At 43.8% G+C, this 24709-nt stretch carries 24 protein-coding genes and 1 pseudogene; 1 reads left to right on the top strand and 24 read right to left on the bottom strand.

Annotated features, from left to right (window positions below; genetic code table 11):
• From DQQ01_RS10100 to DQQ01_RS10115, 4 genes are read right to left on the bottom strand one after another with little or no spacing between them, the layout of a single operon-like run.
• Entirely contained in the window at positions 1–612 is a 612-nt protein-coding gene (locus tag DQQ01_RS10100) for an RnfABCDGE type electron transport complex subunit G (protein WP_111919932.1), read from the bottom strand.
• Positions 609–1568, bottom strand: coding sequence for an RnfABCDGE type electron transport complex subunit D (locus DQQ01_RS10105; RefSeq protein WP_111919933.1), 960 nt, complete (start codon positions 1566–1568; stop codon positions 609–611). Before DQQ01_RS10105 ends, DQQ01_RS10100 begins: the two co-directional genes overlap by 4 nt.
• A gap of 12 nt (positions 1569–1580) precedes the next feature.
• Complete coding sequence (gene rsxC / locus DQQ01_RS10110; RefSeq protein WP_111919934.1) at positions 1581–2903, bottom strand: electron transport complex subunit RsxC; 1323 nt, start codon at positions 2901–2903, stop codon at positions 1581–1583.
• A gap of 56 nt (positions 2904–2959) precedes the next feature.
• Positions 2960–3883, bottom strand: coding sequence for a putative ABC transporter permease (locus DQQ01_RS10115; RefSeq protein WP_111919935.1), 924 nt, complete (start codon positions 3881–3883; stop codon positions 2960–2962).
• 107 nt (positions 3884–3990) lie between these two features.
• Here DQQ01_RS10115 and DQQ01_RS10120 point away from each other — a divergent pair, with 107 nt between their 5' ends.
• Positions 3991–5115, top strand: coding sequence for a ribonuclease H-like domain-containing protein (locus DQQ01_RS10120; RefSeq protein ID WP_111919936.1), 1125 nt, complete (start codon positions 3991–3993; stop codon positions 5113–5115).
• Positions 5116–5144: 29 nt separating this feature from the next.
• On the opposite strand, the gene rpsA is transcribed toward DQQ01_RS10120, so the two are convergent.
• The 20 genes and pseudogenes from rpsA to DQQ01_RS10215 all read right to left on the bottom strand — a co-directional run bounded on the left by rpsA (position 5145) and on the right by DQQ01_RS10215 (position 24708).
• The gene (gene rpsA, locus DQQ01_RS10125; RefSeq protein WP_111919937.1) at positions 5145–6224 is read right to left on the bottom strand and encodes a 30S ribosomal protein S1; all 1080 of its coding nucleotides are present in this window, start codon (positions 6222–6224) and stop codon (positions 5145–5147) included.
• Positions 6205–7056 carry a 4-hydroxy-3-methylbut-2-enyl diphosphate reductase gene (ispH, locus tag DQQ01_RS10130; protein ID WP_111919938.1) on the bottom strand — a complete coding sequence of 284 codons (852 nt, stop codon included), beginning with the start codon at positions 7054–7056 and terminating at the stop codon, positions 6205–6207. The genes rpsA and ispH overlap by 20 nt, the downstream gene beginning before the upstream one ends.
• A gap of 25 nt (positions 7057–7081) precedes the next feature.
• Entirely contained in the window at positions 7082–7750 is a 669-nt protein-coding gene (gene cmk, locus DQQ01_RS10135) for a (d)CMP kinase (protein WP_111919939.1), read from the bottom strand.
• Positions 7751–7768: 18 nt separating this feature from the next.
• The gene (locus DQQ01_RS10140; RefSeq protein WP_111919940.1) at positions 7769–9016 is read right to left on the bottom strand and encodes a BaiN/RdsA family NAD(P)/FAD-dependent oxidoreductase; all 1248 of its coding nucleotides are present in this window, start codon (positions 9014–9016) and stop codon (positions 7769–7771) included.
• Between the two features lie 11 nt (positions 9017–9027).
• Entirely contained in the window at positions 9028–9960 is a 933-nt protein-coding gene (locus DQQ01_RS10145; protein WP_111920894.1) for a MurR/RpiR family transcriptional regulator, read from the bottom strand.
• A gap of 194 nt (positions 9961–10154) precedes the next feature.
• Positions 10155–11567: an oxaloacetate decarboxylase subunit alpha gene (locus DQQ01_RS10150; protein WP_111920895.1), complete on the bottom strand. Its 1413-nt coding sequence runs from the start codon at positions 11565–11567 to the stop codon at positions 10155–10157.
• Positions 11568–11596: 29 nt separating this feature from the next.
• Positions 11597–12745, bottom strand: a complete 1149-nt coding sequence (locus DQQ01_RS10155; protein WP_111919941.1) for a sodium ion-translocating decarboxylase subunit beta — start codon at positions 12743–12745, stop codon at positions 11597–11599.
• Between the two features lie 76 nt (positions 12746–12821).
• The gene (locus tag DQQ01_RS10160; protein ID WP_111919942.1) at positions 12822–13193 is read right to left on the bottom strand and encodes an acyl-CoA carboxylase biotin carboxyl carrier protein subunit; all 372 of its coding nucleotides are present in this window, start codon (positions 13191–13193) and stop codon (positions 12822–12824) included.
• Between the two features lie 24 nt (positions 13194–13217).
• On the bottom strand, positions 13218–13979 hold the full coding sequence (locus DQQ01_RS10165; protein WP_111920896.1) for an OadG family transporter subunit: 762 nt from the start codon (positions 13977–13979) through the stop codon (positions 13218–13220).
• Positions 13980–13995: 16 nt separating this feature from the next.
• Complete coding sequence (locus tag DQQ01_RS10170) at positions 13996–15432, bottom strand: acyl-CoA carboxylase subunit beta (protein ID WP_111919943.1); 1437 nt, start codon at positions 15430–15432, stop codon at positions 13996–13998.
• Between the two features lie 215 nt (positions 15433–15647).
• A complete protein-coding gene (locus DQQ01_RS10175) occupies positions 15648–16094 on the bottom strand; it encodes a hypothetical protein (protein ID WP_111919944.1) in 447 nt (148 codons plus the stop codon).
• Positions 16095–16559: 465 nt separating this feature from the next.
• Positions 16560–17784, bottom strand: a pseudogene (gene tyrS / locus DQQ01_RS10185) (tyrosine--tRNA ligase).
• A 418-nt stretch (positions 17785–18202) separates the two neighbouring features.
• Positions 18203–19435, bottom strand: coding sequence for an NAD(P)/FAD-dependent oxidoreductase (locus DQQ01_RS10190; RefSeq protein WP_111919946.1), 1233 nt, complete (start codon positions 19433–19435; stop codon positions 18203–18205).
• 2 nt (positions 19436–19437) lie between these two features.
• Positions 19438–19884 (bottom strand): 4Fe-4S dicluster domain-containing protein, encoded by a 447-nt coding sequence (locus DQQ01_RS10195; RefSeq protein WP_111919947.1) that lies wholly within the window; start codon positions 19882–19884, stop codon positions 19438–19440.
• Between the two features lie 19 nt (positions 19885–19903).
• Positions 19904–21787, bottom strand: a complete 1884-nt coding sequence (gene cooS / locus DQQ01_RS10200; RefSeq protein ID WP_111919948.1) for an anaerobic carbon-monoxide dehydrogenase catalytic subunit — start codon at positions 21785–21787, stop codon at positions 19904–19906.
• A gap of 110 nt (positions 21788–21897) precedes the next feature.
• Positions 21898–22290, bottom strand: a complete 393-nt coding sequence (locus tag DQQ01_RS16585) for a hypothetical protein (protein WP_242980311.1) — start codon at positions 22288–22290, stop codon at positions 21898–21900.
• The gene (locus DQQ01_RS16590; RefSeq protein ID WP_242980312.1) at positions 22262–23140 is read right to left on the bottom strand and encodes a P-loop NTPase family protein; all 879 of its coding nucleotides are present in this window, start codon (positions 23138–23140) and stop codon (positions 22262–22264) included. Before DQQ01_RS16590 ends, DQQ01_RS16585 begins: the two co-directional genes overlap by 29 nt.
• Positions 23133–23429, bottom strand: coding sequence for an AAA family ATPase (locus tag DQQ01_RS16595; protein ID WP_242980318.1), 297 nt, complete (start codon positions 23427–23429; stop codon positions 23133–23135). Before DQQ01_RS16595 ends, DQQ01_RS16590 begins: the two co-directional genes overlap by 8 nt.
• Positions 23426–24409, bottom strand: coding sequence for a vWA domain-containing protein (locus DQQ01_RS10210; protein ID WP_242980320.1), 984 nt, complete (start codon positions 24407–24409; stop codon positions 23426–23428). The genes DQQ01_RS16595 and DQQ01_RS10210 overlap by 4 nt, the downstream gene beginning before the upstream one ends.
• Entirely contained in the window at positions 24406–24708 is a 303-nt protein-coding gene (locus DQQ01_RS10215; protein ID WP_111919949.1) for a hypothetical protein, read from the bottom strand. The genes DQQ01_RS10210 and DQQ01_RS10215 overlap by 4 nt, the downstream gene beginning before the upstream one ends.
• Position 24709: the final 1 nt, after the last annotated feature.

The raw sequence follows: 24709 nt of genomic DNA on the forward strand, positions 1-24709 counted from the left end.
TTATTCTCCCTCCTTTACATATTCAAAAGCGCAAAGTCCTGCATTAACTCCACCTGTTACAGCTTTTGAGGTAATGGTCGCGCCGCTTATGGCATTGATTTCATTCTCTGCCGCTGCGCCTGTTTTTGTCACCTCAAAGGACTCGGCCTGTTTATCAGCAAACTGACCTTTAAATTCCTCTTTTGTGGCATTCATACCAAGACCGGCTGTTTCATTGATATCCAGAATGGAAATGCCATTTAAGGTTCCTTCCAGCGTCACACCCATGGAAAAGCTGATGTCGCCGCCGTAACCTTCTGAGGTTGTCATGTTAATAGCATAGCCAATCGTTTCTCCGGAAGCGTCCTTTGCCTCCATAACCTCATTGACGCTCTGCGCCTGGAAACCATTTTCTGAAAGATAAGCTGCAATCTCTGCATCTTCCGCTTCCACACAGACTTCAAAGGAATCCGCATCTTGAAATACAGCCTTATAGGCTTCCTGTTTTTCTTTTTCTGCCTGCTGGGCAATGGGATCTTTTGTCACCTCATAGACCAGCCCCAGAAGCCCTCCTGCTGCCAGGGTAATCAGTGTCAGTACCAGGGCATCTTTTAAAATGGTGTTCTTTTTCATGCTTTTTTCCCTCCCATTCCGAAAGCTGCCGGCATTGTAAAACGTTCAATTAACGGCACTAACAGGTTACAGAAAATAATGGCATAGGAAACACCCTCTGCAGAACCGCCGAAAATACGGAAAAGTCCGGTAAAAATACCAAGACAGACACCGTATACAAGCTGTCCTCTTTTGGTAATCGGTGTCGTTACATAATCGGTTGCCATAAACCATGCACCCAGCATCAGACCGCCGCCAAAGAGATGGCAAAGCAGATAATTCAAATCCAGTCCATGTCCTCCAAACAAAAGAACAAATACGGCAAAGGTACCGATATAAGTCAGCGGAATCCGCAGATCAATAATGCCTCTTACCAGAAGAATGGCTGCACCGATTAGAATTGCAAGGGCTGAGGTTTCCCCAATGGTTCCCTGCACATTACCGAAAAACAGGCTTACCCAGTCCACGCTCTCGCCTGCCTTTAATGCTGCCAGAGGAGTTGCACCGGATACCGTATCCGTAACATTTCCCCATGCGTTGTCCGGCACAGCGAAATTTGTCATTCTTCCTGTAAAAGAAATCAAAAGAAAACATCTGGCAGCTAAAGCAGGGTTCATAAAATTCTGTCCCAGACCGCCGAAAAGCTGCTTTACAATTAAAATTGCAAACACACTGCCGATAACCGGAATCCACCATGGGGCATTTGGAGGCAGGTTCAGAGCCAGCAAAAGACCGGTAACGGCTGCACTGAAGTCTTTGATTGTCAGTTTCTTATGTACAATTTTTTCATAAACTGCTTCTGTTGCCACGGATACGGCAATAGATATCAGAATCAGCAAAAGAGCATTTGGTCCAAAATTATAAATTCCCACCAATGCTGCTGGCATCAATGCCAGAAATACAGTCAGCATAATGCTGCTGGTATCCACCTTCGACCTTACATGAGGGGAAGATGAAACATGTAACAAGTCACTCATGATTTTCTCCTCCTACTTGGGTTTTCTGCGGTTAGCCAGAACCATTTTTCTCATGGAACGCATAGACTGGGTCAGCGGACGTTTTGCCGGACAGGCAAAGCTGCAGCAGCCGCACTCCACACACTCCATACCATGATATTTTACAAACAGTTCCTCCTGTCCATGCTCTGAATAAGTTGCCAGTCTGGACGGAATCAACCGCGCCGGACAGGCTGTGACGCATCTTCCGCAGTTAATGCACGCTGTAGGCTCATTGGCAGAAACCTCGTCCTTTGTCATGCACAAAAGAGCAGAGGAAGTCTTTACTACAGGCACATGATAATCAAACATGGCAAACCCCATCATAGGACCGCCGGAAATAATCTTTTCTGCAGAACCCTTCAGTCCTCCGGCTGCTTCTAAAAGCTCAGCAAAAGACGTACCTGTGCGCGCCTTTAAATTACACGGCTCTGCCACTGCATCTCCTGTTATGGTGACAATTCGGTCCATAACAGGCTCACCCTTCATAACAGCCCGGTAAACCGCACAGACGGTATCTACGTTATCTACTACGCAGCCAGCATCTGCAGGAAGCATGGAAGAATTGATTTCTCTTCCGCTGACTGCCGCAATCAGGCATCGCTCTGCGCCCTGAGGATATTTGGTTTTTAAGGTACTGACCTCAATCCTTGGTTCCTCTTTTACCAATTCGCTGATTTTTGCAATACAGTCAGGCTTGTTATCTTCAATACAGATATAGCCCTTTGCATTGTCAAACAACTTTAAAATACACTTCAGCCCTTTGATAATCCATTCCGGCTGCTCTAATATACGGCGATAGTCAGAAGTCAGATAAGGCTCACATTCTGCACCGTTTACCAGCACATATTCAATCTTATCCGGTTCTTTTGGAGAAAGCTTTACATGGGTAGGAAAGCCTGCGCCTCCCATACCAACTACACCGCCCTCCTTGATTCTGGATACAATCTCTTCCTTTGTAAGAGCCTCCAGAGATGAGGCTGGGGAAAATGTAACGGTTTCGTATTTTTCATCGTTTTCAATCACAATGGCATCTACCATAGCGCCTACATTATTTCTGACTTTTTTAATTTCCTTCACAACTCCTGATACAGAAGCATGAACAGGTGCAGAAACAAAGCCTCCCATTTCTGCAATTTTCTGGCCTGCCAGTACATGATCTCCTTTCTTTACAATCGGCTGCGCCGGTGCGCCGATGTGTTGAGAAAGTGGATATACCAACTCTTTGCCGGGGAGATATTCCCGAACAGGCTTTTCTTTGGACAGTTCTTTTCCATCGTAAGGGTGAACACCACCCTTAAAGGTTAAAAACGCCATATTTTGTCCCTCCTTTATTTATGGATAACCAGACACCTCTGATTATGCTCATACTGTCACTTTGTCTGCTTTTTCTCATGTTTTTCTCTGTAAGTTCTGAATTGGTTCTTCAGCTCAGGATACGCGCAGACCATACGATTCCTGATTCCATTCTGTTTTTTTCGAATATCTGTATATTTTTTTACAAATTCATCAAAACGCTGTTCCAACTCCTGCTTCCGTTCCATATAGTTCTCTGCATCCAAAAGTCTTCTGTCCTGCACCAGGTTCTCAAAATGTTCCAAAACCTCCTGCCTTCTGTCAGACAGCCATGCCAGAGAATCCTGTACATGGCGATAATTTCGGGCAGATTCCAGCTTTTCTCTGATTTCCTCCCTTGTTTCGTAAACCCTGGTTGTATGCAGATAAGCGGTGAGATCCTCCAGCATATCCTCCACTCCTGCAAAGGTCTTGCTGAGTCCGAATGCTGCAGCTGCTGATGTAGCAAAATCAATAATATACAAAACCACAACAATGCAAAGCGCCACTGTTCCCACAGATTTCGGATACAGTCCTGTAAGCCAGGAAACAAAAGGCTGGAAAACATGAAACAGCAGTATGGTGAATACACCCCAGCCCAGAGAAGCCCCCAGGCATATGTATCCGTGAAAATTAAATTTCTGCCTGCTGTAATCCCACCATCTGGTATGGAAGATTCGTTCCATAAGCCAGCCAGTTACCAGCTCCAGAAGCGTAGCAGTGAACACACCGCCCACATAGAGAATCAGCAGATTTCCAGCAAAGGGCTTCATAATCAGATATACGCTGACTGCACCTGCACCGTAAATCGTACACAGAGGACCGTTAATAAACCCTCTGTTCACCGGCTTCCCTTTTTTCACGGACACATAAGCAGATTCCCATACCCAGCCTAAAAAGCTGTAGATAAAAAACCAGCTTATGATATAATATAGAGATACTCCTGCAATTGTAATATTCATGCTTTTCTCCTTCGTTATATAATATAACATTATTTTGCAAAAATCACTAGAATTTTTTAGTAATTTTTCGTACTATTTCAAGAACAATTTGAAAGGATTTTGTTAAAATGATAACAAATACACAAATTCTCTGTACATTATCACCAGAGTTAAAATCCGGTTTTTTTTCTCCGGATTCCAATCCTGCTGATTTTCTCTTTTTTGATATTGAAACCACAGGGCTCAGCCCCAAAAACAGCCGGGTCTTTCTGATTGGAATGCTTTTTCAAAAAGAAAACAGCAAGGATTTTGAGCTGTGCCAGCTTTTGGCAGAAAGTGGGGAAGATAAGGAAGAAATCCGCCTTTTAGAGGCATTTTACTGTATTGCTTCCTCCAGAAAATACCTGATACACTTTAACGGAAGCTCCTTTGACATCCCTTATCTTCTACACAGAAGCCAAAAACTTCAGGTAACTCCTTCTTTTGAAAAAATGGAACAGATTGATTTATATCGGGAGCTTTTGCGTATGCCCTGCTTTTTCAGGCAAATGCCGGGACACAGACAAAAGGACTTTGAATCCCTGGTTTCCTATCCCAGAAAAGACCAGTTATCCGGCAAGGAAATGATAAAATTTTATCAAAACTATGTAAAATCTCCCAGCAAGGAGCTTTTGCGACTCCTTCTCCTGCACAACAGCGATGACCTGAAAGGCATGATTTCTCTCCTGAATCTCGGAAATCTCCGACAGCTTTTAAATCAGGAATATACTATAGAACAGACAGAAGAAGTGACAGAAACAGACTTAAACGGAACTCCGCTTCGGAAACTCTTGTTTACGCTGCAACTCAATCACTCGGTTAGCGCCCTTCTTTCTGCTTCTCTGCCCTTTTGTTACATTACTGTGCGAAACCATAAAGTAAAAATAAAAATGCCTCTCTATGAAGGCACACTAAAATACTATTATCCTGATTATCAGAATTATTACTATCTTCCCTACGAAGAGGAAGCCGTACATAAAAGTGTGGCACAGTTTCTGGACAAAAGCCGGAGAGAAAAAGCAAAGGCACACAACTGCTGTAAAAAAGTATCCGGATGTTTTGTATATGCCCCCGGTTCTCCCAGTCTTCCACTTTTACAGGAACAGTATACCTCCAGGGAGCGATATGCACTCTGGCCTTTTGAAACTTCCTCCCCACAGGCTCTGTATTCTTTTATTCATGGAATTTTAAAAACAGCCATCACTAAAAAGTGAGGGCTGTTTTTTAAGGACTTACACTTGTCTTATTCTTCTACTGCTTCTTCTTCCTGAGCTGGTTCAAGAACTTTCATGCTCAGGCTGATTTTCTTTTCTTCTTCGTTGAAATCAACAACCTTTGCAGAAACAACCTGTCCTACCTTTAATACATCAGATGGTTTTTCTACATGAGCTCTGGAAATCTGGGATACATGAAGCAGAGCGTCTACACCTGGCTCTAACTCGATAAATGCACCGAAATCTGTCATACGGGCAATTTTACCTTCTACCACATTTCCTACTGCATATTTTTCAGCTGCATGCAACCATGGATTCTGATCCTCGAATTTCAGGCTTAATGCAATTTTATCTCCATTGATTTCTTTAATCAGAACAGTAATCTTATCCCCTGCTTTAAATACTTTTTTCGGATTTTCAACTCTTCCCCATGACATTTCAGAAATGTGAAGAAGTCCGTCAGCGCCACCAAGGTCAATGAATGCACCAAAGTCTGTTACGTTTTTAATCGTTCCTTCCACTACATCGCCTGCATGGATTTTTTCGAAAAGTTCTTTCTTCAGTTCTTCTTTCTTTGCTACAAGAAGCTGTTTTCTGTCACCGATTACACGGCGTCTTCTTGGGTTGAACTCTGTGATTACAAATTCAATTTCCTGATCCTGATATTTTGTCAGGTCTTTTTCATAAGTATCAGAAACCAAACTTGCAGGGATAAATACTCTTGCTTCTTCTACAAGTACGCTTAATCCCCCGTCTAATACCTGATTTACTTTTGCTGTCAATACTTCTTTATTTTCAAATGCTTCTTCCAGTCGCTTATTTCCTTTGTCAGCAGCCAATCTCTTATATGTTAAGAGAACCTGTCCATCTCCATCATTTAATTTCAGGACTTTTGCCTCCATAGTATCACCTGGCTGTGCAACGGTTCTGAGGTCTAAGTTCTGGTCATTAGAATATTCGCTTCTGGTAATAATGCCGTCAGCTTTATAATCAATGTTAAGAATAATCTGGTCTTCTTTCACATCGATAACTGTACCTTCGACTACCTCTCCATTCCTGATTGTTTTAAATGTTTCTTCCAGCATTTGTTCAAAACTTAATTCTGACATGTTTTGAAACCTCCTCAATTATTTTATTTGGGGTTGAAGCCCCTGCTGTAATACCTACACATTGAACGGATCGGAAACTATCAGAATCCAAGTCAGCAAGTGTCTGTATATAATAAGTATTTTCACATTCGCTTTTACAAATTTCATATAGCTTCTGAGTATTGGAGCTATGCTTTCCTCCCACGACAATCATGGTATCTACTTGCTTAGCGATTTCTTCTGCTTCAGACTGTCTGTCTTGTGTTGCATTACAAATCGTATTTATAACAAGCCTATCATAACGCTTTTCGCTCAAAATTTCAACTATTTCTTGAAAATTATTGTAATTAAATGTCGTCTGGGACACAACACACACCTTTTCATAGCCTTTTTCCAGGAAATTTCTGGCCTCTTCCTTGGTTTTTAACACCGTACAGTCGCCCCGGCACCAGCCTTTAATTCCTGCCACCTCCGGGTGTTCTGCATTTCCCACAATTACAATATGTCTGCCCTTTTTGCTCTCTTCTTCCACAATTCTGTGAATTTTTAGAACAAAAGGACAGGTAACGTCCACATAGTCCAAATGCTTTTCCTTCAGAAGTTCATAAATGTATTTCGGCACTCCATGGGAACGGATAATCACGGTTCCTTTTTCCAGTTTCCGCAGTTCATTTTCTGTTTCCAGCACCTGAACGCCTTTGTTCGCCAGATCTGCCACCACTTCTTCATTGTGGATAATAGGACCATAGGTATAAACTTCTCCCTGCCTTTGCTCTGCCACCTCATAAGCCTTTTCTACTGCCCGCTTTACTCCAAAACAAAAACCGGCTGTTTTTGCAACCTTTACTTCCATACGCTTTTCCCACTTTCTTTTGGCATTATTTCCGACTTTCCCGGTACAGACGAATAATCTCTGCTTTGACCTCCTCAATGGTCATCTGAGAAGAATCTACCAGTATGGCGTCCTCTGCCTGGCGAAGGGGGGAAATTTCTCTTGTCATATCCCTGTGATCTCTGTCATTGATGTCTGCTTCTATTTCCTCTAAAACACAGGAAATCCCTTTTTCCTCCAGTTCCCGGCATCTGCGTAAAGCTCTGGTATGGGCGCTGGCTGTGAGATAAATCTTGACATCAGCATCAGGAAGCACACAGGTTCCGATATCCCTTCCGTCCATAACCACGTCTGCCTTTGCTGCCAGTACACGTTGAAGCTCTACCAGCTTTTCTCTTATTCTGGGTCTTGCAGAGCTGACAGATGCCATATTTCCCACCTCTTCCTTCCGAAGAGAGGCAGTTACATTTTCTCCGTTTAACAATACCTGCTGGGCACCGTCCTCATATACAATGGAAATTTCTGCATTTTCACAGGCAGCGTCCATTTTGTCTTCTTCTCCTGGTGCAATATTTTGTCTTAAAAGATGCAGCGCCATGGCGCGATACATGGCTCCTGTATCTACATAAATAAATTCCAGTTCCTTTGCCACAGCCTTTGCTATGGTGCTTTTTCCGGCTCCTGCCGGTCCGTCAATGGCTATATTTACTGACATGTTTTTTCTCCTTTTGGTTTATTCAAAATTTTCCTCTGCTGCTGCCTTTGCCGTAGACCAGGCAATCTGAAGGTTAAAGCCTCCTGTCACAGCATCTAAATCCAGAACTTCTCCAATAAAGAAAAGTCCCTTTACTTTTTTGGATTCCATATTTTTCGGATTGATTTCCTTTACACTGACACCGCCCTGAGTAATAATAGCCTCCCGAAATTCCCGTAGTTTGGTAAGCGTCATAGGAAAATGTTTCACAACCCGGATAAATTCCCGCCGTTCCTCTTTTGTAATCTCATTGACCTTCTTTTCCGGAGAAATGCCACCAAGGGACAGTATGATTGGATAGAGCTTTGCCGGAAACATACCGGTAATCACATTTTTAAACTGCTTATTTTTTCCGTTTTCAAACTCCCGCAAAAGCCGTGTGTCCAACTGTTCCTCTGAAAGCGCTGCCTTTAAATCCAAAAATGCCCGTAGTTCCTTTTTCTCCAGCTTCTTTCCGATTTGAGAGCTGGCAGTTAAAACCAGAGGACCTGAAATTCCGAAATGGGTAAACAAAAGCTCTCCGAATTCGTCATACAGCACCTTTTTCCCGTCTTTTACTGTAAACCGGACATTTTTCAGAGCCAGTCCCTGCATCTCCTTTATATAGTCCTCTTTTGTTTCTATAGGAACCAGGGCAGGACGAAGCTCAGTCACTCTGTGGTTGGTTTCTCTGGCAAAGGTATATCCATCTCCTGTAGAGCCGGTTGCCTGATAAGAGCAGCCTCCGGTTGCCACAAGTACCCGATCTCCTGTAATTTCTGCTCCATTCTCCAAAAGTACACCTTTTACCTTTCCTTCCCCTTCATCAGAAAGCTCTGTCAGCACCTTTACTACCTTGCTCTTTAAATGTATTTTTACGTCTAAAGCCTTCATGCGCTGCTCTAAAGCCTTAATCACATCAGAAGAATGATCTGACACCGGAAAGATTCTGCCGCCTCTTTCCTCCTTTACGGCCAGTCCCAGACTTTTGAAAAAGGCAATCGTGTCCTGATTGGTATAGTTATAAAAAGCGCTGTAAAGAAATTTGGGATTGCTTACCACAGAACGGAAAAAAGTTTCCTCGTCACAGGAATTGGTAATATTGCAGCGCCCCTTTCCTGTAATAAACAGCTTTTTCCCCAGTTTTTCATTTTTTTCAAAGAGGTGTACCTGATGCTTTTGCCCGCCAAGAAAGACCGCTGCTGCCATTCCTGCGGCGCCGCCTCCTATAATGATTATTTTAGCCATAAAACACTCCTTTAATCCCTGGATTTTGGGGGTATTTCCATTTTTTTCAATTCAATCTCGTGATTGTCTGCCAGATTAATCTCATCTTTGTTGTATACCTGATATTCGTCCCAGATTTTTTCCAGCGAACCCAGGGTTTCCACAACCTCCTTTTGCTTCCGCATACTGAGCGCTACAACCAATGCGTTGATAACGCTTAAAGGTGCAACCAGGGAATCCACAATAGACGCCATATCGCTTCTTGCAATGAGATTGCAGGAGGAATACAGATTCATGGGAGAATGGATACTGTCTGTCAGAGTAATCACCTTTGCATTTCTGTTGTTGGCAAATTCCAAAGCTTTTAAAGTTCTCATGGAATATCGCGGGAAGCTGATGCCAATAATTACATCTTCCTCCCCAATGCGAATCATCTGCTCAAACAGCTCGCTGGAACTGTTGGTATTTAAAAGCCGCACACCATCACAGATAAGATTCAGATAAAAAGCCAGAAATCCTGCCAGAGGCGCACAGCTTCGGATTCCCACAACATAGATATTCCGTGCCTGCAGAATGGTTTCCACAGCCAGCTCAAAAGCCTCGTGATCTACTGCCTCCATAGTCATCTTAATCTTTTCAATGTCGGAATGCAGCACCGTATCCAGAATCTCAGACTGCGGCACCTTTCCATAGGTAATCTCCATTCTCTGTATGGAATTTAATTTGTTCCGTACCAGTTCTTCCAGCTCTCTCTGAAACTCCGGATAGCCCTTATAGCCCAGATAAATGGCAAATCGAACTACCGTAGACTCGCTGACTCCTACCGTTTCCCCCAGCTTTGCAGCCGTGAGAAACGCAGCCTTATCATAGTTTTCTTTAATATAGGCAGCCAGTTTTTTCTGTCCTTTACTGAAATTCTGATACTGCATGTTCATCTTACTGAGCAGATGCTCTGTATTGTTCATCTTCTGACCCCTCTTTGCTGATTCTTTCACATATCTTTTATCATAGCACAAAAAAGAAAAAGTTTCAGCAAAAATTTTCAGTTCTCTCTTTCTCACAGAACCCGCTTTCCCATAAAACGAAAAAGCGAAGGCCCGGACACCCCTTAAAGGGTATCTGAGCCTTCGCCTTTTTTACTCTGCTTGGACAATGCTATTTATACCGGATAAGCTCCGTTTTCTGTATCCGCTTCCTTTGGATCTACCTTAGTCTGCTGTGCTTCTCTGTATTTGAAGAAGTCTGTAGCAACCTGTGGGAACAGTGCGTAAGACAGTACGTCTTCCTCCTGTTCGGACCACTGCGCCATTTCGCCTCTCAAGGTATCCAGTTCCGGCTGAAGTAAATCCGCAGGACGGCAGGTGATAACTTCTGCATCACCAATACATTTTTTCTGTACTTCTTTATCAAACGGTTTTACTGTTGCACCGTATTTTCCGCTTAATACATCTTTTGTTTCTTTTGTTACCATTTTGTAGCGTTCGCCCATGATAACGTTAAATACAGCCTGTGTACCCACAATCTGGGAAGATGGGGTAACCAGAGGCGGTTCACCAAGGTCTTTACGAACTCTCGGAACCTCTTCCAGAACATCGTAGAACTTGTCTTCTGCATGCTGTTCTTTTAACTGAGATGTCAGATTGGAAAGCATACCGCCCGGTACCTGATATAACAGTGTCTTAATGTTTACACCCAGGTTCTTCGGATTTAACAGACCGCTGTCTAATGCCTCGTCACGGATTGGACGGAAGTAATCAGCGATTTCTGCCAATAACTGCTGATCAAAGCCTGTATCATAAGGTGTTCCCTTAAAGGTTTCAACCATAACCTCTGTTGCCGGCTGAGATGTTCCCAGTGCAAATGGTGACATAGCTGTATCAATAACATCTACGCCTGCTTCTACTGCTTTTAAGTAAGTCATGGAAGCAACTCCTGAGGTATAGTGTGTATGAAGCTGAATCGGAATATCAACCGCTTCTTTTAATGCTGTTACAAGCTCTGTTGCTTTATATGGAAGCAATAAACCAGCCATATCTTTGATACAGATGGAGTTTGCACCCATATCCTCAACCTTTTTCGCCATATCTACCCAGTAGTCCAGAGTATAGGCGTCACCCAGAGTATAAGACAGAGCAACCTGTGCATGCCCTTTTTCTTTGTTTGCTGCCTTTACTGCTGTCTGCAGATTGCGAAGGTCATTTAAACAGTCGAAAATACGAATGATATCAATACCGTTTGCAATAGATTTCTGCACAAAGTATTCTACTACGTCATCCGCGTATGGACGGTAACCTAAAATGTTCTGTCCACGGAATAACATCTGCAATTTTGTATTTTTAAAGCCATCACGGAATTTACGAAGTCTTTCCCATGGATCTTCCTTTAAGAAACGCAGGGAAGCATCAAAGGTAGCTCCACCCCAGCACTCTACGGAATGGTAGCCGACTTTATCCAGTTTTTCTACGATTGGCATCATCTGCTCTGTTGTCATTCTTGTTGCAATCAGAGATTGATGTGCGTCACGCAGAATTGTTTCAGTAATTTTAATTGGTTTCTTTACTACGTCTGCCATCTTTTTTTCCTCCATTTATATTTCTTGGTTTATACACCAAAGATAGCCATGAAAGTACCTGCTGCTACGGCTGTACCGATAACACCGGCAACATTTGGTCCCATTGCATGCATGAGCAGGAAGTTGGTCGGGTCTGCTTCTGCACCCACTTTCTGGGATACACGGGCTGCCATGGGAACTGCGGATACACCTGCAGAACCAATCAGCGGGTTAATCTTGCCATGAGTCAGCTTGCACATGAGTTTACCCAGAAGCACACCGCCGGCCGTACCAAAGGCAAAGGCTGCCAGACCTAATGCTACAATTTTCAGAGTATCTACTTTTAAGAATGCCTCAGCACTTGTTGCAGCACCTACGGAAGTACCCAGAAGGATAACAACGATGTACATAAGCGCATTGGAAGCTGTTTCTGAAAGCTGTTTTACAACGCCTGATTCACGGAACAGGTTACCCAGCATCAGCATACCAACAAGCGGCGCTGTTGTAGGAAGAATCAGACAAACAACAACGGTGATGATAATCGGGAACAGGATTTTTTCCAGTTTGGATACCGGACGAAGCTGTTCCATTTTGATTTTTCTTTCTTCTTCTGTTGTCAGAAGCTTCATGATTGGCGGCTGAATAATCGGTACCAGGGACATATAGGAATATGCCGCTACGGCAATTGCGCCCATGAGTCCGGTCTGTCCAAGCTTACCAGCCAGGAAGATAGAAGTCGGACCGTCTGCACCACCGATAATGGAAATTGCTGCTGCTGCTTTTCCGTTGAAGCCCATGAAGATTGCCAGGAAGTATGCAACATAGATACCAAGCTGTGCTGCTGCACCCATTAAGAAGCTCTTTGGGTTGGCAATCAGAGGACCGAAGTCTGTCATGGCGCCTACACCAAGGAAAATCAGAGATGGGAGCACACTCCACTCATCAAGAATATAGAAAATGTGAAGAAGTCCGGCTACGCCGTTGGATGTTTCTTCTGCGCTGGCCATAATATCAGGATAGATATTTACCAAAAGCATACCAAAAGCAATTGGCACCAGCAAAAGCGGTTCAAATCCCATTTTAATAGCAAGGAATAAAAATACAAATGCTACTAAAATCATAATCAGATTGCCCCATGTCAGATTCATAAAAGCTGTCTGCCCAATCAGGTTTGACACTGTATCTGCAATGTTAGACATTTTTTTACCTCCCATTTATTTCGTCATTCACAGGCATTTCTGCCCGTTTCTTGGGAATTTACATGGTATGCAAATTCTAGTTCATAGATGCCAGTACAGCACCGTTTTCTACTGCATCGCCAACAGCTACGTTTACGCTTGCAAGTGTACCGTCCTGAGGTGCAACAACCGGAATTTCCATTTTCATAGCTTCCAGAATTACAATCGGATCACCGGCTTTTAAAGCCTGTCCTACATTTGCTTCGATTTTGCATACTTTACCAGGAACAGATGCCTTAACCTCAATAGCGCCTGCTGCCGCTGCTGCTGCAGGTTTTGCAGCCGGTGCTGCTTTTGGAGCAGCCTTAGGTGCTGCCTTAGGTGCTGCTGCAGGTGCAGCGTTTCCGTTTCCTTCTTCTACGGTTACATCATATGCAACGCCATTTACTGTAATTGTATAAGATTTCATATTTCTTTCCTCCTACCAATAAAGCTATTTCCAGCTTCTTCTGTTTGATTTTCTGATCGAACGTACCACAAAGCTGTCTGTGGACGTATTTTCTGCTGCTGCAATCGCTGCCGCAATCACTGCCACTAAAGCTCCGTCATCAACCAGCTCTTCTTCTGCCTGAGGAACAACTTCCTGTACCGGAGCAGGCGCAGGAGCAGGTGCTGTTTCCGGAGTTTTCTTTTTACTCAGAGCTGCTTCCAGCTTTGGTACATATTTCATCAAAGAAATCACAAAGCTTAAGAAAATCAGCATGATAAATACAGTTGCAAGACCTACAACAGCATTCATGACAGCATCCTTCATCTTTTCGCCCATTGTATAATTTGCACTGAAGCCAACGCTTTCTGCGTTTAATTTGCCGTCATATACCATTTCTACGGTAGCATCTCTGTTTTCAAACTCTGCCTGTAAAGTAACAACGTATTTGCTTCCGTCCTTCTTTATAACATCTTCGGCATCAGCTTCTTTGATTTCCACGAAAGCGCCCAGCTCTTCTAAGGAATCAGCCCAGGAAGTGAAGGCATTTTTTGTGAAGTCGTCCATGTTCGGATTTTCTTCTATAGACTGTTCTATAGTTGCCTTATCATACTGTACCAGAGCCTGAACAGTACCGACTGTCCCCTGGTAAAGATTATCCTGCACCTTGGCATTGATTTCATCTTTTGTCTGACCGCATGCGGACAGGGAAAATACCAGAACACCGATTGATACTAAACTGCCTATTTTTTTCCATCTCTGTTTCATATCATCTCCCCCTTGCTTAAACTGTGCCATGTTTCTTGCTTGGGCGGTCTTCTCTCTTGGTGAATAACATTTCAAATGCACCAATTACATACTTTCTTGTGTCCTCAGCCTCAATAATGGTGTCCACATAGCCTCTCTTTGCTGCGGAAAGAGCGCTGGACTGCAACATCGCATATTCTGCTGCTTTTTCATTAATCGTAGCTGCATCTGCATCTGCATACATAATCTTTGCAGCCAGTTTTGCGTCCATCATACCAATCTGTGCATTCGGCCATGCAAATACCATGTCCGCACCAGTGGATTTGCTGTTCATAGTAAGGTAAGCGCTTCCGAAAGCTTCTCCGATTACAATGTTTACCTTTGGAACGGTTGCACTGATAAATGCGTTTGTCAGCTCTGCTGCATTTCTTGCCATATTGGACTCAGAGCATTTTGTAGCCTTGTATCCTTTTACATTGGTAAGAGTCAGAACAGGGATTTCAAATGCATCACAGAATTTTACAAATTCAGCGGCTTTTTTACAGCCTCTTGCGGATAATACATTTTCAAAGGTTTCTGTCTTTTCGCCCTCTTGGTTGTAAACTTCGCTTCTGTTTGCAACACAGCCTACCGTTGCACCGTTTAAACGGATAAATCCTGTTACCATGTCTTTTGCATAAGCTGCTTTTACTTCAAAGAATTCCTGATTGTCTGCAATCTGGGAAAGTGCAATAGAGGTATCTCCCACACAGTTTTCCAGTTCCGGACAAATACGATTTAAGTCATCTGTGCAGTCTACATAGGATGAATTGTCTTCAAAGTTAGAAGGCAACATGGAAACCAGGGTTCTCATCTGTCCTAAAATTTCTTCTTCGCTTCCCAGAACGTCTACAAGACCTGCATGCTCGCTCTGGTATGCAGCGCTTGAAGTATCACATTTGGAAATTTCATTTCCTTCCAGTGCATTCGGGGAGTTTACAAACAGTCTTCCCTTTGTGTCTTCCATAAATGTAAAGTCTGTCAAAGCCGGAACGACTGCAAGTCCGCCGCCACAGGTACCGAAAATTCCTGTAATCTGAGGAATCACACCAGATGCCATAACCTGTTTTGTGTAAATTTCGCCAAAAGCGTTTAATGCATCTGTTGCTTCCTGCAGTCTTAAGCCTGCACAGTCAAGCAGACCGATAATCGGTGCGCCTGTCTTCATGGCTAAATCGTACAGATTTGCAATTTTCTTTGCATGCATTTCACCAATGGAACCGTTTAACACGGAGGCGTCCTGGCTGTACACATATACCAGGCTACCGTCAATGACACCGTATCCGGTAATGACGCCGTCTGCCGGTGTTTCTTTTTCAGATAAGTTGAAATCTGTGTTTCTGGCTGTTACATAGCCGCCGATTTCAACAAAGCTGTTCTCATCAAGTAAAGAGTTAATTCTCTTACTCGCTAAGGTTTGTGCTGTACTACTCATTGTTCAGCCCTCCATCTTAAATTTATTTTTCACAGCAAAAGCACAATCCGCCTGCTGTTTACCGGGATTTCTGCACTATCACTGTGAGCCTTATCCGGTCTTTGTGCAGAAATTTTCACCGATTCACTGTATTGTGCTACATTAGTAAAACCAATTTCTGCCGAGTATAATTGTACCTTGTTTCGAATTATTTTTCAATAGTTTTTGACAAAGTTTTAACGCCCTTTTCTGCTGCGCCAAAGCTCTTCACAATTTTTCATACAGGTGTATAAAAGAGAGTATGTCCCGTTTTTTTCTATTTCTACCTCTAATTCCTCTGCAAATAAAAATTCTATACAAAGATATCCCAGTCCTGAAAGCTGTTCCCTTTGTTTTGTTTTTGCCAGAGCGCACATTCTCTGAAAGGAAGTATGGGAGGCGCCTTTAAAAAAGTTGTAAATTTCCTGGAAACCCCGGTAAAGCAAATACCAGAAACCAATCCACGCCAGCTCTGCCCTCTCTGCTTCCCCTCCTCTAATGTCCTCCAAAAGCCCAAGGACTGCTTCAGCACAAAGCTTCTCCTCGCAGGAAAGAGAATGCCAGAAATATTCCCCCTGATAAACGCTGCTTTCCGCGCGCTGCAGAAGATAGGCTCTCCACTCCTCCTCCATATGAATGACCATGTTCTGGCACCGATGATTTTTTGCCTATGGCATAGAGCAGCGTATAGGTAATATCTGCATATTTCTTCTCTGTCTTTGGCACAAAATCACCGCCGCCAGGATCGTAAGAGCCTTCCTCCTGCAAAAAGTCCGAACTCTGCCTTATCTGTATGCAAAGCCCCTGAAATAAAATCCCCTTTTTTCTCATAGACTGCCTCTTTTCCGTCTGCACCTGCACTGTGAGGAATTTTCTTCTTTTTCTTTATACTTATCCGGGAACTCAAAGAACTGATAGATGAAATAGCAATAGAAATATGGAATAAAGTGAGAAAACAAAAAGAATAAAACAAAATTTAAAGAACTGATAGATACGCCAACTGAAATGCCGCGCAGACCTGTTTTTATTTTAGATATATTTTACTACAGAGCCTGGAAAATTACAAGGAATTTTCTCAGACTCTGCAATAAAATTTTATCAGGCTTTCTTTACGCCATGGTCACTTTTCTGAAGTTCTTCTTACCTTTCTTCAGCACAATTCCCTCTCCCTGAAGTTTTTCTCCTGCAAGAAGGTATTTGATATCTGTAATCTTCTCTCCGTCCACAGATACTCCGCCCTGCTCAATGGCGCGTCTTGCCTCTGAACGGGTATTCGCCAGTCCACTGTTTACCAGAAGGGAAATCAGGTCAATATTTCCATCTGTAAGCGCGCTCTCCTCAATCTTTGCAGAAGGCATATTTGCTGCATTTCCGCTGGTGAATAAAGCTCTTGCTGCTTCCTGAGCTTTCTCTGCTTCTTCTTTTTCCGTGTACCAGTTCGGTCAGCTCATAAGCCAGAATTTCTTTTGCTTTGTTTAACTGGCTTCCTTCCCAACTGTCCATTTCATCAATCTGTTCCAGAGGCAGGAAGGTCAGCATACGGATACATTTCAGCACGTCTGCATCTGCCACATTTCTCCAGTACTGGTAAAAATCAAAAGGAGAAGTCTTATTCGGATCTAACCATACAGCGCCGGACTGTGTTTTTCCCATTTTTTTGCCTTCAGAATTGAGTAGCAGAGTAATGGTCATAGCACAGGCATTTTTTCCCAACTTTCTTCTGATTAATTCTGTTCCGCCCAGCATGTTGCTCCACTGGTCGTCTCCGCCAAACTGCATGTTGCAGCCATATTTCTGGTACAGCATGTAGAAATCATAGCTCTGCATAATCATATAGTTAAACTCCAGGAAGCTCAATCCCTTTTCCATACGCTGTTTGTAGCACTCTGCAGCGAGCATACGGTTTACAGAAAAGTGAGCCCCAACCTCTCTTAACAGCTCTACATAATTTAAATCCAGCAGCCAGTCTGCATTATTTACCATTAATGCTTTTCCTTCAGAAAAATCAATAAAACGCTCCATCTGCTTTTTAAAGCAGTCACAGTTGTGCTGAATCATTTCCGGTGTCATCATGGAACGCATGTCGCTTCTTCCGGAAGGGTCACCGATGTATCCGGTTCCGCCGCCAATCAGGGCAATAGGCTTATTACCAGCCATCTGCAGACGCTTCATCAGGCACAGTGCCATAAAGTGACCTACATGAAGGCTGTCTGCTGTAGGGTCAAAGCCAATGTAAAAAGTTGCCTTTCCATTGTTTACCAGTTCTCTGATTTCTTCTTCGTCTGTTACCTGGGCAATTAAGCCTCTGGCAACCAGTTCGTCATAAATTTTCATGTTTGCAATCTCCTTTTCTCTATGCTAAAAAGAGCCCTCGCCCTTTTTGATTTATAAAAGGACGAGAACTCTAAAATCCCCGTGTTACCACCTTTATTCACAGCCAGCTCGCACTGATCTGCCTCTGCAAGTACAGCATAAGCGATACTCATCGTGTTTTAACGTACACGCATCCGTCACAGCCTACTCATCTCTTTTCGGTGTGAAGCTCAGGGAGGTATTCGCTTTTCAGATTTCCACGCGCCTCTCATCTTCCGGCTGCTTTCTGTGTGTGCCTCTGCAAACTACTTGTTCCCGTCTTTGCCTTTCTCTCATACAAAGACAGTATACAAATCCCCACCTGTTTTGTCAAGCCATGTTTTGTTTGCTTTTCCAACTCACAGCAATGCAGTAAGCACAATGACAAGCCTCTGAAAATCTACAACTTTGCAGTGTTCCACACATACTCGCCGTTTTCTTTGATCCCGTAAAAATCACTGAAATTCAGAGCAAAAATATCTTTTTCTATTTTGTCTACAGGAATCTCATTTTTAATTAAATACTGCCAGATTCCGCCGTGGGAAATATCTCCCTGTAAAAGTACACCTGCAACCTTGCCGTCCCTTAAAATCACACGCTTATAGCTGCTTGCACCTTCTCTTACCAGAACAGTATCCCCTTCCTGCGGCACAATAATTCCCACACACATGGAAACCAGCCCAAAAAAATTAATAGTATTTTTCATTGCATACCGGTCTGTATAAGCTACTTTACTTCCGCACATGTTCAGGGCTGCTGTTTCTCCCTGCTTCTGGGCATTTGGCCAGATTCCGGAAAGACCTGTTACATCGCCTGCTGCGTAAACATCTTCTGCACCTGTTTCCAGATACTCATTGACCTGCATACCCCGGTCAATGATAATTCCCTCTCCGTCCATACCTGCCACTGCAGAACGTACACCTGCTGCCACAATCACCAAATCACAGGTAATTTCTGTTCCATTGTCCAATACCAGACAGGTAATTTCCCCCGCTTCATTCATAATGGTATCTGCAGCCTTTCTTCCCAAATAAAAGGTTGCCCCTGCTTTTTCAAAGCGCTTCTGGTATTCAAAGGCTCCTGTTTTATCCAACTGAATGGGAAGAATCTGATCTGCCATTTCAATAATGGATACCTTTTTTCCTGTTTCCATAAGTCCGTAGGCTGCGTCAAGCCCCACCAGACCTGAACCGATAATGGCAATATGCTCTGCTTTTTCCGCCAGAGCATCAATAGCCTGGGCATCTCTTAAGTGACGCAGACCGAACACATTCTTGGCTTCTCTTAAATTTCCTACCGGCGGAATAAAGCTTTCCGCACCTGTGGCAATAAGAAGTCTGTCATAAGAGATTTCCTCTCCCTTGTCTGTCACAACCCTTTTTGCAGCTGTATCCAGCTTTGTTACCGTAACTCCGGCTTTCCATTCAATGTTGTTTTTCTCAAAGAAATCCGGGTCTACAAAGCTGATGCCCTCTGCGCTTCTTTCATGGCTTAAAAATTTGTGCAGCATACAACGAGAATGTACCTGTGTATCCGTAGAAATCATGGTAATCTTCCCCTGAGAATCTGCTTTTCTGATAGTCCTCGCCGCAGTGATGCCTGCTGCTCCGGCTCCTAAAATCACATATTCCATTGCTACACCTCCTCTACCCAGATTGCCTGCTTTGGACAGGCCTTGACACAACTTGGCTCTTCGCCCTTTTCTATGCAGAAATCGCATTTGATAACCTTCATATTTGTGCTGTCGTCCGGTTTTAACACCCCGTAAGGACAATTCATAACACACATAAAGCAGGAACCGCATTTTTTCTCATCATACTGTACATGTCCTGTTTTTTCGTCCTTGGTAAGCGCGCCGCTCATACAGGACATCACGCATTCCGGCTGGTCACAGTGTCTGCAGAAGACAGGCGTATAGCTTCCGTCCGGATTCTTGTAGATATAGTTGCGGGATTCATTGGCAATGTCTGTCAAATCCAAGGTATACACACTGCCTTCGTCTTTTCTGTGTGCCTGCATACATGCAATGGAGCAGCTTTTGCAGCCATCGCATTTGGCAGCATCTATCATTATTCTTTTCATGAGATACCCCCGTTGTTTTTTAGATATTCAGTCCTGCACGTTTTTCTTCAATAATCTTGTCCAGAATGTCTGCGCTTTCCTTTGCATTCCCGTTGATAATCACCTGTCCGCCTGTGATATTTTTCATATCCTCTGTAAGAAGCTTAACTGCAGTCTTACTTCCTGTCACAAACGGAGGCAGTCCCAGGTGCAGCGGAAGTCCCAGCGCCAGACCAAAGCAGCCGTCTGCCAGAGCCTGTTCTTCCAGCCACTGTGCAGCAGAGAGAACCAGCGGAAGCTGCGGAATATCTACGCCAATAGCTTCTGCAAGCTCTGTAGCTACAATTTCCAGACGTCCGATAGCCAAACATGGACCGAAGTTTAATACCGGAGGAATGTTTAATTTTTCACAAACTGCGCGAAGCTTCGGACCAGCCAGTTTCGCTGCTTCCGGTGTCATAAGACCACAGTTTTCAATACCGCCTGAAGAACAGCCGGCTGTCAGCACCAGGATATCCTTTGCAATGAGTTCCTTGGTAAGCTCGACAGAAAGCACGTCATGTCCTCCTGCTGTTAAGTTGGAACAGCCTACTACACCTGCAATACCTTTGATATCTCCAGATACAATCAGGTCAATGAGAGGTTTCCAGTTACCCCCTAAGAAGTCTTTTAAAGAGCCCTCGGAAACACCGGTTAAGGTATGGTCATTTCCATGTTCAGGCATAAGGTTCATTGGCACATTGCCTCTTCTTGCCTTGTACGCTTCTACAATTTCATCAATGATTTCTTCGCTCTGTTTTTCTCTTTCTTCAAACACAAATGGTTTTAATTCTGCATTGGCCTTCTTTGCCACATCGTCCAGACAAATCTGTTTGATTTTCAGCTCATCGCAGATTGGCTCAATACCCGGAAGTGTACAGTTGAATTCAGAAAGCACTGCATCAATACCGCCTGTAGCCAGAACAGCTTCACTGGTGTAGTTATTTCCTGCATGCCCGTCAAACACTTCTTCATAGTGTGCGCCGCGAAGCTGTAAATCCTGTCCTACACAAGTACAGCCTACCAGCTTAAATCCTTTTGCCCCGGCTGCTTTTGCTTTTGCAATGGCTGCTTCAGAGGTAAGTCTTTCCTGTAAATCAACAAAAATAGTATGCTGATGTCCGGTAATCATGATGTTGATGTAATCCGGATCAATAACGCGCAGACCTACCGGCGCCATGCGAAGCTCCGGTTCGCCTAAAAGCACATCGTTTAACAGATTTGTCAGTGTCAGGCCATACAAACCTGTGGAGATACCCAGCTTCAGGCAGTCTGTATACATATCAACAGGGTCTGAATTTAAGTTTGTAGAGCATTTTACAACGCCATGGAACACTTCGCTCTTTGCGCCGCCCGGTAAAATACCAAGCTCCTGCCATTTTTTAAAGCGCGGTGCATACGCCATTTTTTCAACCAGCTCCATTTTTTCATATTCCGGTTTATATAAGTCATCCAGAACCTTCTGTGCCACCTGCTTTGCAGTATCCCATTTATCAACGCCCTGTACGTTGAAAATCTCAGCCAGTCTTGCCAGGGATTTTTCACCTTTAATCTCTCCCTTAATTTCTGCTGTTTTCTTTACGTTTAACGCTGTATTTTCTACAATATGAATGTAACAGCCAGATCCGCTTGCCACTGCGCGCAGGAAATTACGGGCAACAATCACATCTGCTGTTGCGCCACAGATTCCTCTGGGTGCTTTTGGCGTAATACGGCACGGACCATTGGAGCAAAGACGGCAACAGACACCCTGCAGACCAAAGCCGCATTTGGTACTCTGACCTTCTACTCTGTGATGAGAAGTTTCCATTGGTAATTCACGGATAAATCCTTCCAGCGGTTTATCTGCACTGGCACAGGTGTTGCAACCAAAACACTGATTCATTCTTATATCCTCCTGATATGTACTTAAATTTTCATTTGTTAAGATTATAACAATTCTTGACTAAATTAGTCAAGAATAACCCGCAAAATTTCCCTTCTTTTTTCTTTTCCTTAAAGTTTTTCCTGAAATGCCTGAATTTCCCGCTTTAAGCAATCCTCCTGCTGACTGGTCAGCAAAAGCTTTCCTTCCTCCAGATAAACATCACAGCCATGCTGACGGATAAAGCCCATAATTTCCTCATTAGCAGATAGGTGGGTGAGAAACAGAGACAGCTCCTGCCCCTCTGAACATACAGTCTTTAAAAAGACAATGCTATGCTCCAGAGCCTGCTTTCCCTCCTCCTCTGCTTTTTTCAGCTTCAGGGTTTCCCGGTAAAAGGCTTCCTTTACCCAGAAAAACTCTTTTTCTGCACCAGTCTTTTCCAGATTTTGCAGGTGCAACTCCTGCTGCTTTTCCAGAATCCATTCTGTGACCTTATGATACACTTCTTCCTCTTCTCCCAAAAGCAGAGCCTGCTCTTTTAAAATCTGTCCCCGCTCTTTCCTCTGCGCAATACAGGTCTTTAGCATCTCCTGAAAATTCTTTTCCGGCTTCAGTTCCTGTCTGATTTTTTTCAATTCCCCATAGATTCCGTTTTATGTATGCCTTCTCAAGACGGCATCGCCTTATGCGCTCTCCCAGTCCTTCCTCTGCCATATTCATAAGCAGAAGCTTTTCGTCAAAAGCCGCTCCCTTTAAAGACTCTGCTTTTTCCGAAATTTCTTCCTTGTTTTCCATGGAAAACAGTCTGTCTACGTTGTAAAGAGCCTTATACTTTTTACAAAGCCGGTAAAATCCTATAAAATCCCCTGCAATCTCTCTGTCCCGAATATATTCTTCTATTAATTCCACGGAAACGGAGAATCCCATTTCCTCATAAACCTTTAATACACAGGACAAATCCTCCCAGCCCCTGGCTGTGACAAAACAGCTTCCCTCCTGTTTTTCCTGCAATTTATAAAAATGCTCCTGCTTTAAATCCAGATAAGATAAAACCGCTGTATGTATCCCCTGTTTTTGTGCATACTGTCGCCACACCGAATAGTCTGCCTCAATTTCTATATTTCGCACACGGTCCAGGGTCGCCATATCAAATTCCCGGACAGATTTGTTATATTTCTCCGGGTTTCCTGCTGCCACAATCACCCAGCCTTCCGGCAAATGATGAGTCCCAAAGGTTTTCTGCTGCAAAAACTGCAGCATGGCAGGCGCCAGGGTTTCTGACACACAGTTGATTTCGTCCAGAAACAAAATTCCTCTTGAAACCTTTTGCTTCTCCATACACTGATATACCGAAGCCAGAAGCTCACTCATGGTATATTCTGTTACCGTGTATTCCCCTGCCTCCGAAAACTCTCTTTTCCAGAACAGGAAGCCCTACGGCGCTCTGCCGTGTGTGATGGGTCAGCGTATATTCCACCAGCCCAATCTTTTCTTCCTGAGCAATCTGCTTCATAATGGCAGTTTTCCCGATTCCCGGCGGTCCCATGAGCAAAATGGGACGCTGACACGCCAGAGGAATTTTATACCTGCCCTGTTCATCTCTTGCGGTGTACGCCTGTACCGTATGGATAATTTCCTGTTTTGCCTGCGCTATATTCATACAATATCCTCTCCCTGTTTTCTCTCGTCCATGTACATCAGCTGCGCCCATGCGGGTATTTTTGCCTCCTTCGGCGGCTTGCGCGTGAGAAGAAAAACGGTTTTATAATCTGTCTTCTCCCGGGGATAAATGCCATCGCCGTCTGTATAATATAAAAGTGCCTTCAGATTTTTCAGTTCCCCCTTTTGCTGCAGTTCTTTCACATACCTAAAAACAGGCCGAAAATCTGTCCCCCCTCTTCCCTGTATCCGAATTTTCTTCAGATAGTCCTTCCATTCCTTTTCCTTTGTCACCAAAACCGCCTCCTGTACATAGCAGTCGCATTGGAAAATGTAAACCTTCATTTTTTTGAAAAAATCCTCCCGCCGGCTTAAAACACTGTAGGTTTCTTCCAGAAATCGCTGCACCACCCCGCGGCTGCAGGAGCCAGAAGTATCAATGGCAATCACCAGCTCCTCCAGTTTTCTGGCTTCTATGTATTCCAGAGGCTCCAGGAGCGGAAGATTGCCATACCTGAACATACCATACAAATAAGGAATATAGTCAAAGCTTTCCAAATCTAACTGTAATTCTTCTCTTTCCACAGCAAAGCTTCGCAGAAACCTGTGATATTCCCGTCTGCGGGTTTCCTGAAGCTGGTACCACTCCTGGCATTCTCCTTTCTCACTGCCCCGCCTTCCTGTACTTCCTTTTTCTCCTGCCTGCCCTTTGGCTTTGATCCCGTCTGCCGCCTGTCGGATTTCCTGAATTCTTTCCGAACCCACGGTTCTCCAGTATGTATGGCTGTCTGCAGCAAAAATCTTTTTCCAGGAATCCAGTGCCTGCTTTCCGGGCTTTAATGCTTTCAGCCTTTCATATACTTCCTCTGCTGACAGACTTTTGTCCCTTCCCCAGATTTTGCTGCAAAGCGCCCTTCCTTCCGCTTCCATAAGACCTGTCAGTTCTTCCAGCCCCAGACAGTCTATGGTGTATTCTGTCACAATATCACATGCCAGATAATAAGCTCATCTTCTCTTTTTGTATTCATATGTACATACAGCACGTGTAAAAGACTATGCAAAAAAGCACGGATAACAGAAATCCTTCCCTTGCTGCAATACTGTGTCAATAACGCCTCCGGTTGATAGTAAAGCACAGTACCGTCTGTACCGAACAGTTCTCTTTCTTCCATGCTTTGGAACACCTTTTGAAAGACTCCGTAAAGTTCCGGACTTCTGCAGCACAGCTCCGTCATTGTCAGGGTTTTCAACTTTTCCCAAAGCCGCTGCTTTTCTTCCATA

It is taken from the genome of Blautia argi, assembly GCF_003287895.1.
Classification (GTDB): domain Bacteria; phylum Bacillota; class Clostridia; order Lachnospirales; family Lachnospiraceae; genus Blautia; species Blautia argi.

Bases quoted from the DNA above. Each gene is read 5' to 3' on its own strand.
- DQQ01_RS10145 (WP_111920894.1), bottom strand. From the start codon at position 9,960: ATGAACAATACAGAGCATCTGCTCAGTAAGATGAACATGCAGTATCAG.
- cooS (WP_111919948.1), bottom strand. From the start codon at position 21,787: ATGAATCAGTGTTTTGGTTGCAACACCTGTGCCAGTGCAGATAAACCG.
- DQQ01_RS10115 (WP_111919935.1), bottom strand. From the start codon at position 3,883: ATGAATATTACAATTGCAGGAGTATCTCTATATTATATCATAAGCTGG.
- DQQ01_RS10175 (WP_111919944.1), bottom strand. From the start codon at position 16,094: ATGGTCATTCATATGGAGGAGGAGTGGAGAGCCTATCTTCTGCAGCGC.
- DQQ01_RS10155 (WP_111919941.1), bottom strand. From the start codon at position 12,745: ATGTCTAACATTGCAGATACAGTGTCAAACCTGATTGGGCAGACAGCT.
- DQQ01_RS10195 (WP_111919947.1), bottom strand. From the start codon at position 19,884: ATGAAAAGAATAATGATAGATGCTGCCAAATGCGATGGCTGCAAAAGC.
- DQQ01_RS16595 (WP_242980318.1), bottom strand. From the start codon at position 23,429: ATGAATATAGCGCAGGCAAAACAGGAAATTATCCATACGGTACAGGCG.
- DQQ01_RS10170 (WP_111919943.1), bottom strand. From the start codon at position 15,432: ATGAGTAGTACAGCACAAACCTTAGCGAGTAAGAGAATTAACTCTTTA.
- rpsA (WP_111919937.1), bottom strand. From the start codon at position 6,224: ATGTCAGAATTAAGTTTTGAACAAATGCTGGAAGAAACATTTAAAACA.
- DQQ01_RS10215 (WP_111919949.1), bottom strand. From the start codon at position 24,708: ATGGAAGAAAAGCAGCGGCTTTGGGAAAAGTTGAAAACCCTGACAATG.
- rsxC (WP_111919934.1), bottom strand. From the start codon at position 2,903: ATGGCGTTTTTAACCTTTAAGGGTGGTGTTCACCCTTACGATGGAAAA.
- DQQ01_RS10160 (WP_111919942.1), bottom strand. From the start codon at position 13,193: ATGAAATCTTATACAATTACAGTAAATGGCGTTGCATATGATGTAACC.
- DQQ01_RS10120 (WP_111919936.1), top strand. From the start codon at position 3,991: ATGATAACAAATACACAAATTCTCTGTACATTATCACCAGAGTTAAAA.
- DQQ01_RS10140 (WP_111919940.1), bottom strand. From the start codon at position 9,016: ATGGCTAAAATAATCATTATAGGAGGCGGCGCCGCAGGAATGGCAGCA.
- cmk (WP_111919939.1), bottom strand. From the start codon at position 7,750: ATGTCAGTAAATATAGCCATTGACGGACCGGCAGGAGCCGGAAAAAGC.
- DQQ01_RS10150 (WP_111920895.1), bottom strand. From the start codon at position 11,567: ATGGCAGACGTAGTAAAGAAACCAATTAAAATTACTGAAACAATTCTG.
- DQQ01_RS16590 (WP_242980312.1), bottom strand. From the start codon at position 23,140: ATGAGTGAGCTTCTGGCTTCGGTATATCAGTGTATGGAGAAGCAAAAG.
- ispH (WP_111919938.1), bottom strand. From the start codon at position 7,056: ATGGAAGTAAAGGTTGCAAAAACAGCCGGTTTTTGTTTTGGAGTAAAG.
- DQQ01_RS10165 (WP_111920896.1), bottom strand. From the start codon at position 13,979: ATGAAACAGAGATGGAAAAAAATAGGCAGTTTAGTATCAATCGGTGTT.
- DQQ01_RS10105 (WP_111919933.1), bottom strand. From the start codon at position 1,568: ATGAGTGACTTGTTACATGTTTCATCTTCCCCTCATGTAAGGTCGAAG.
- DQQ01_RS10190 (WP_111919946.1), bottom strand. From the start codon at position 19,435: ATGGAATATGTGATTTTAGGAGCCGGAGCAGCAGGCATCACTGCGGCG.
- DQQ01_RS10100 (WP_111919932.1), bottom strand. From the start codon at position 612: ATGAAAAAGAACACCATTTTAAAAGATGCCCTGGTACTGACACTGATT.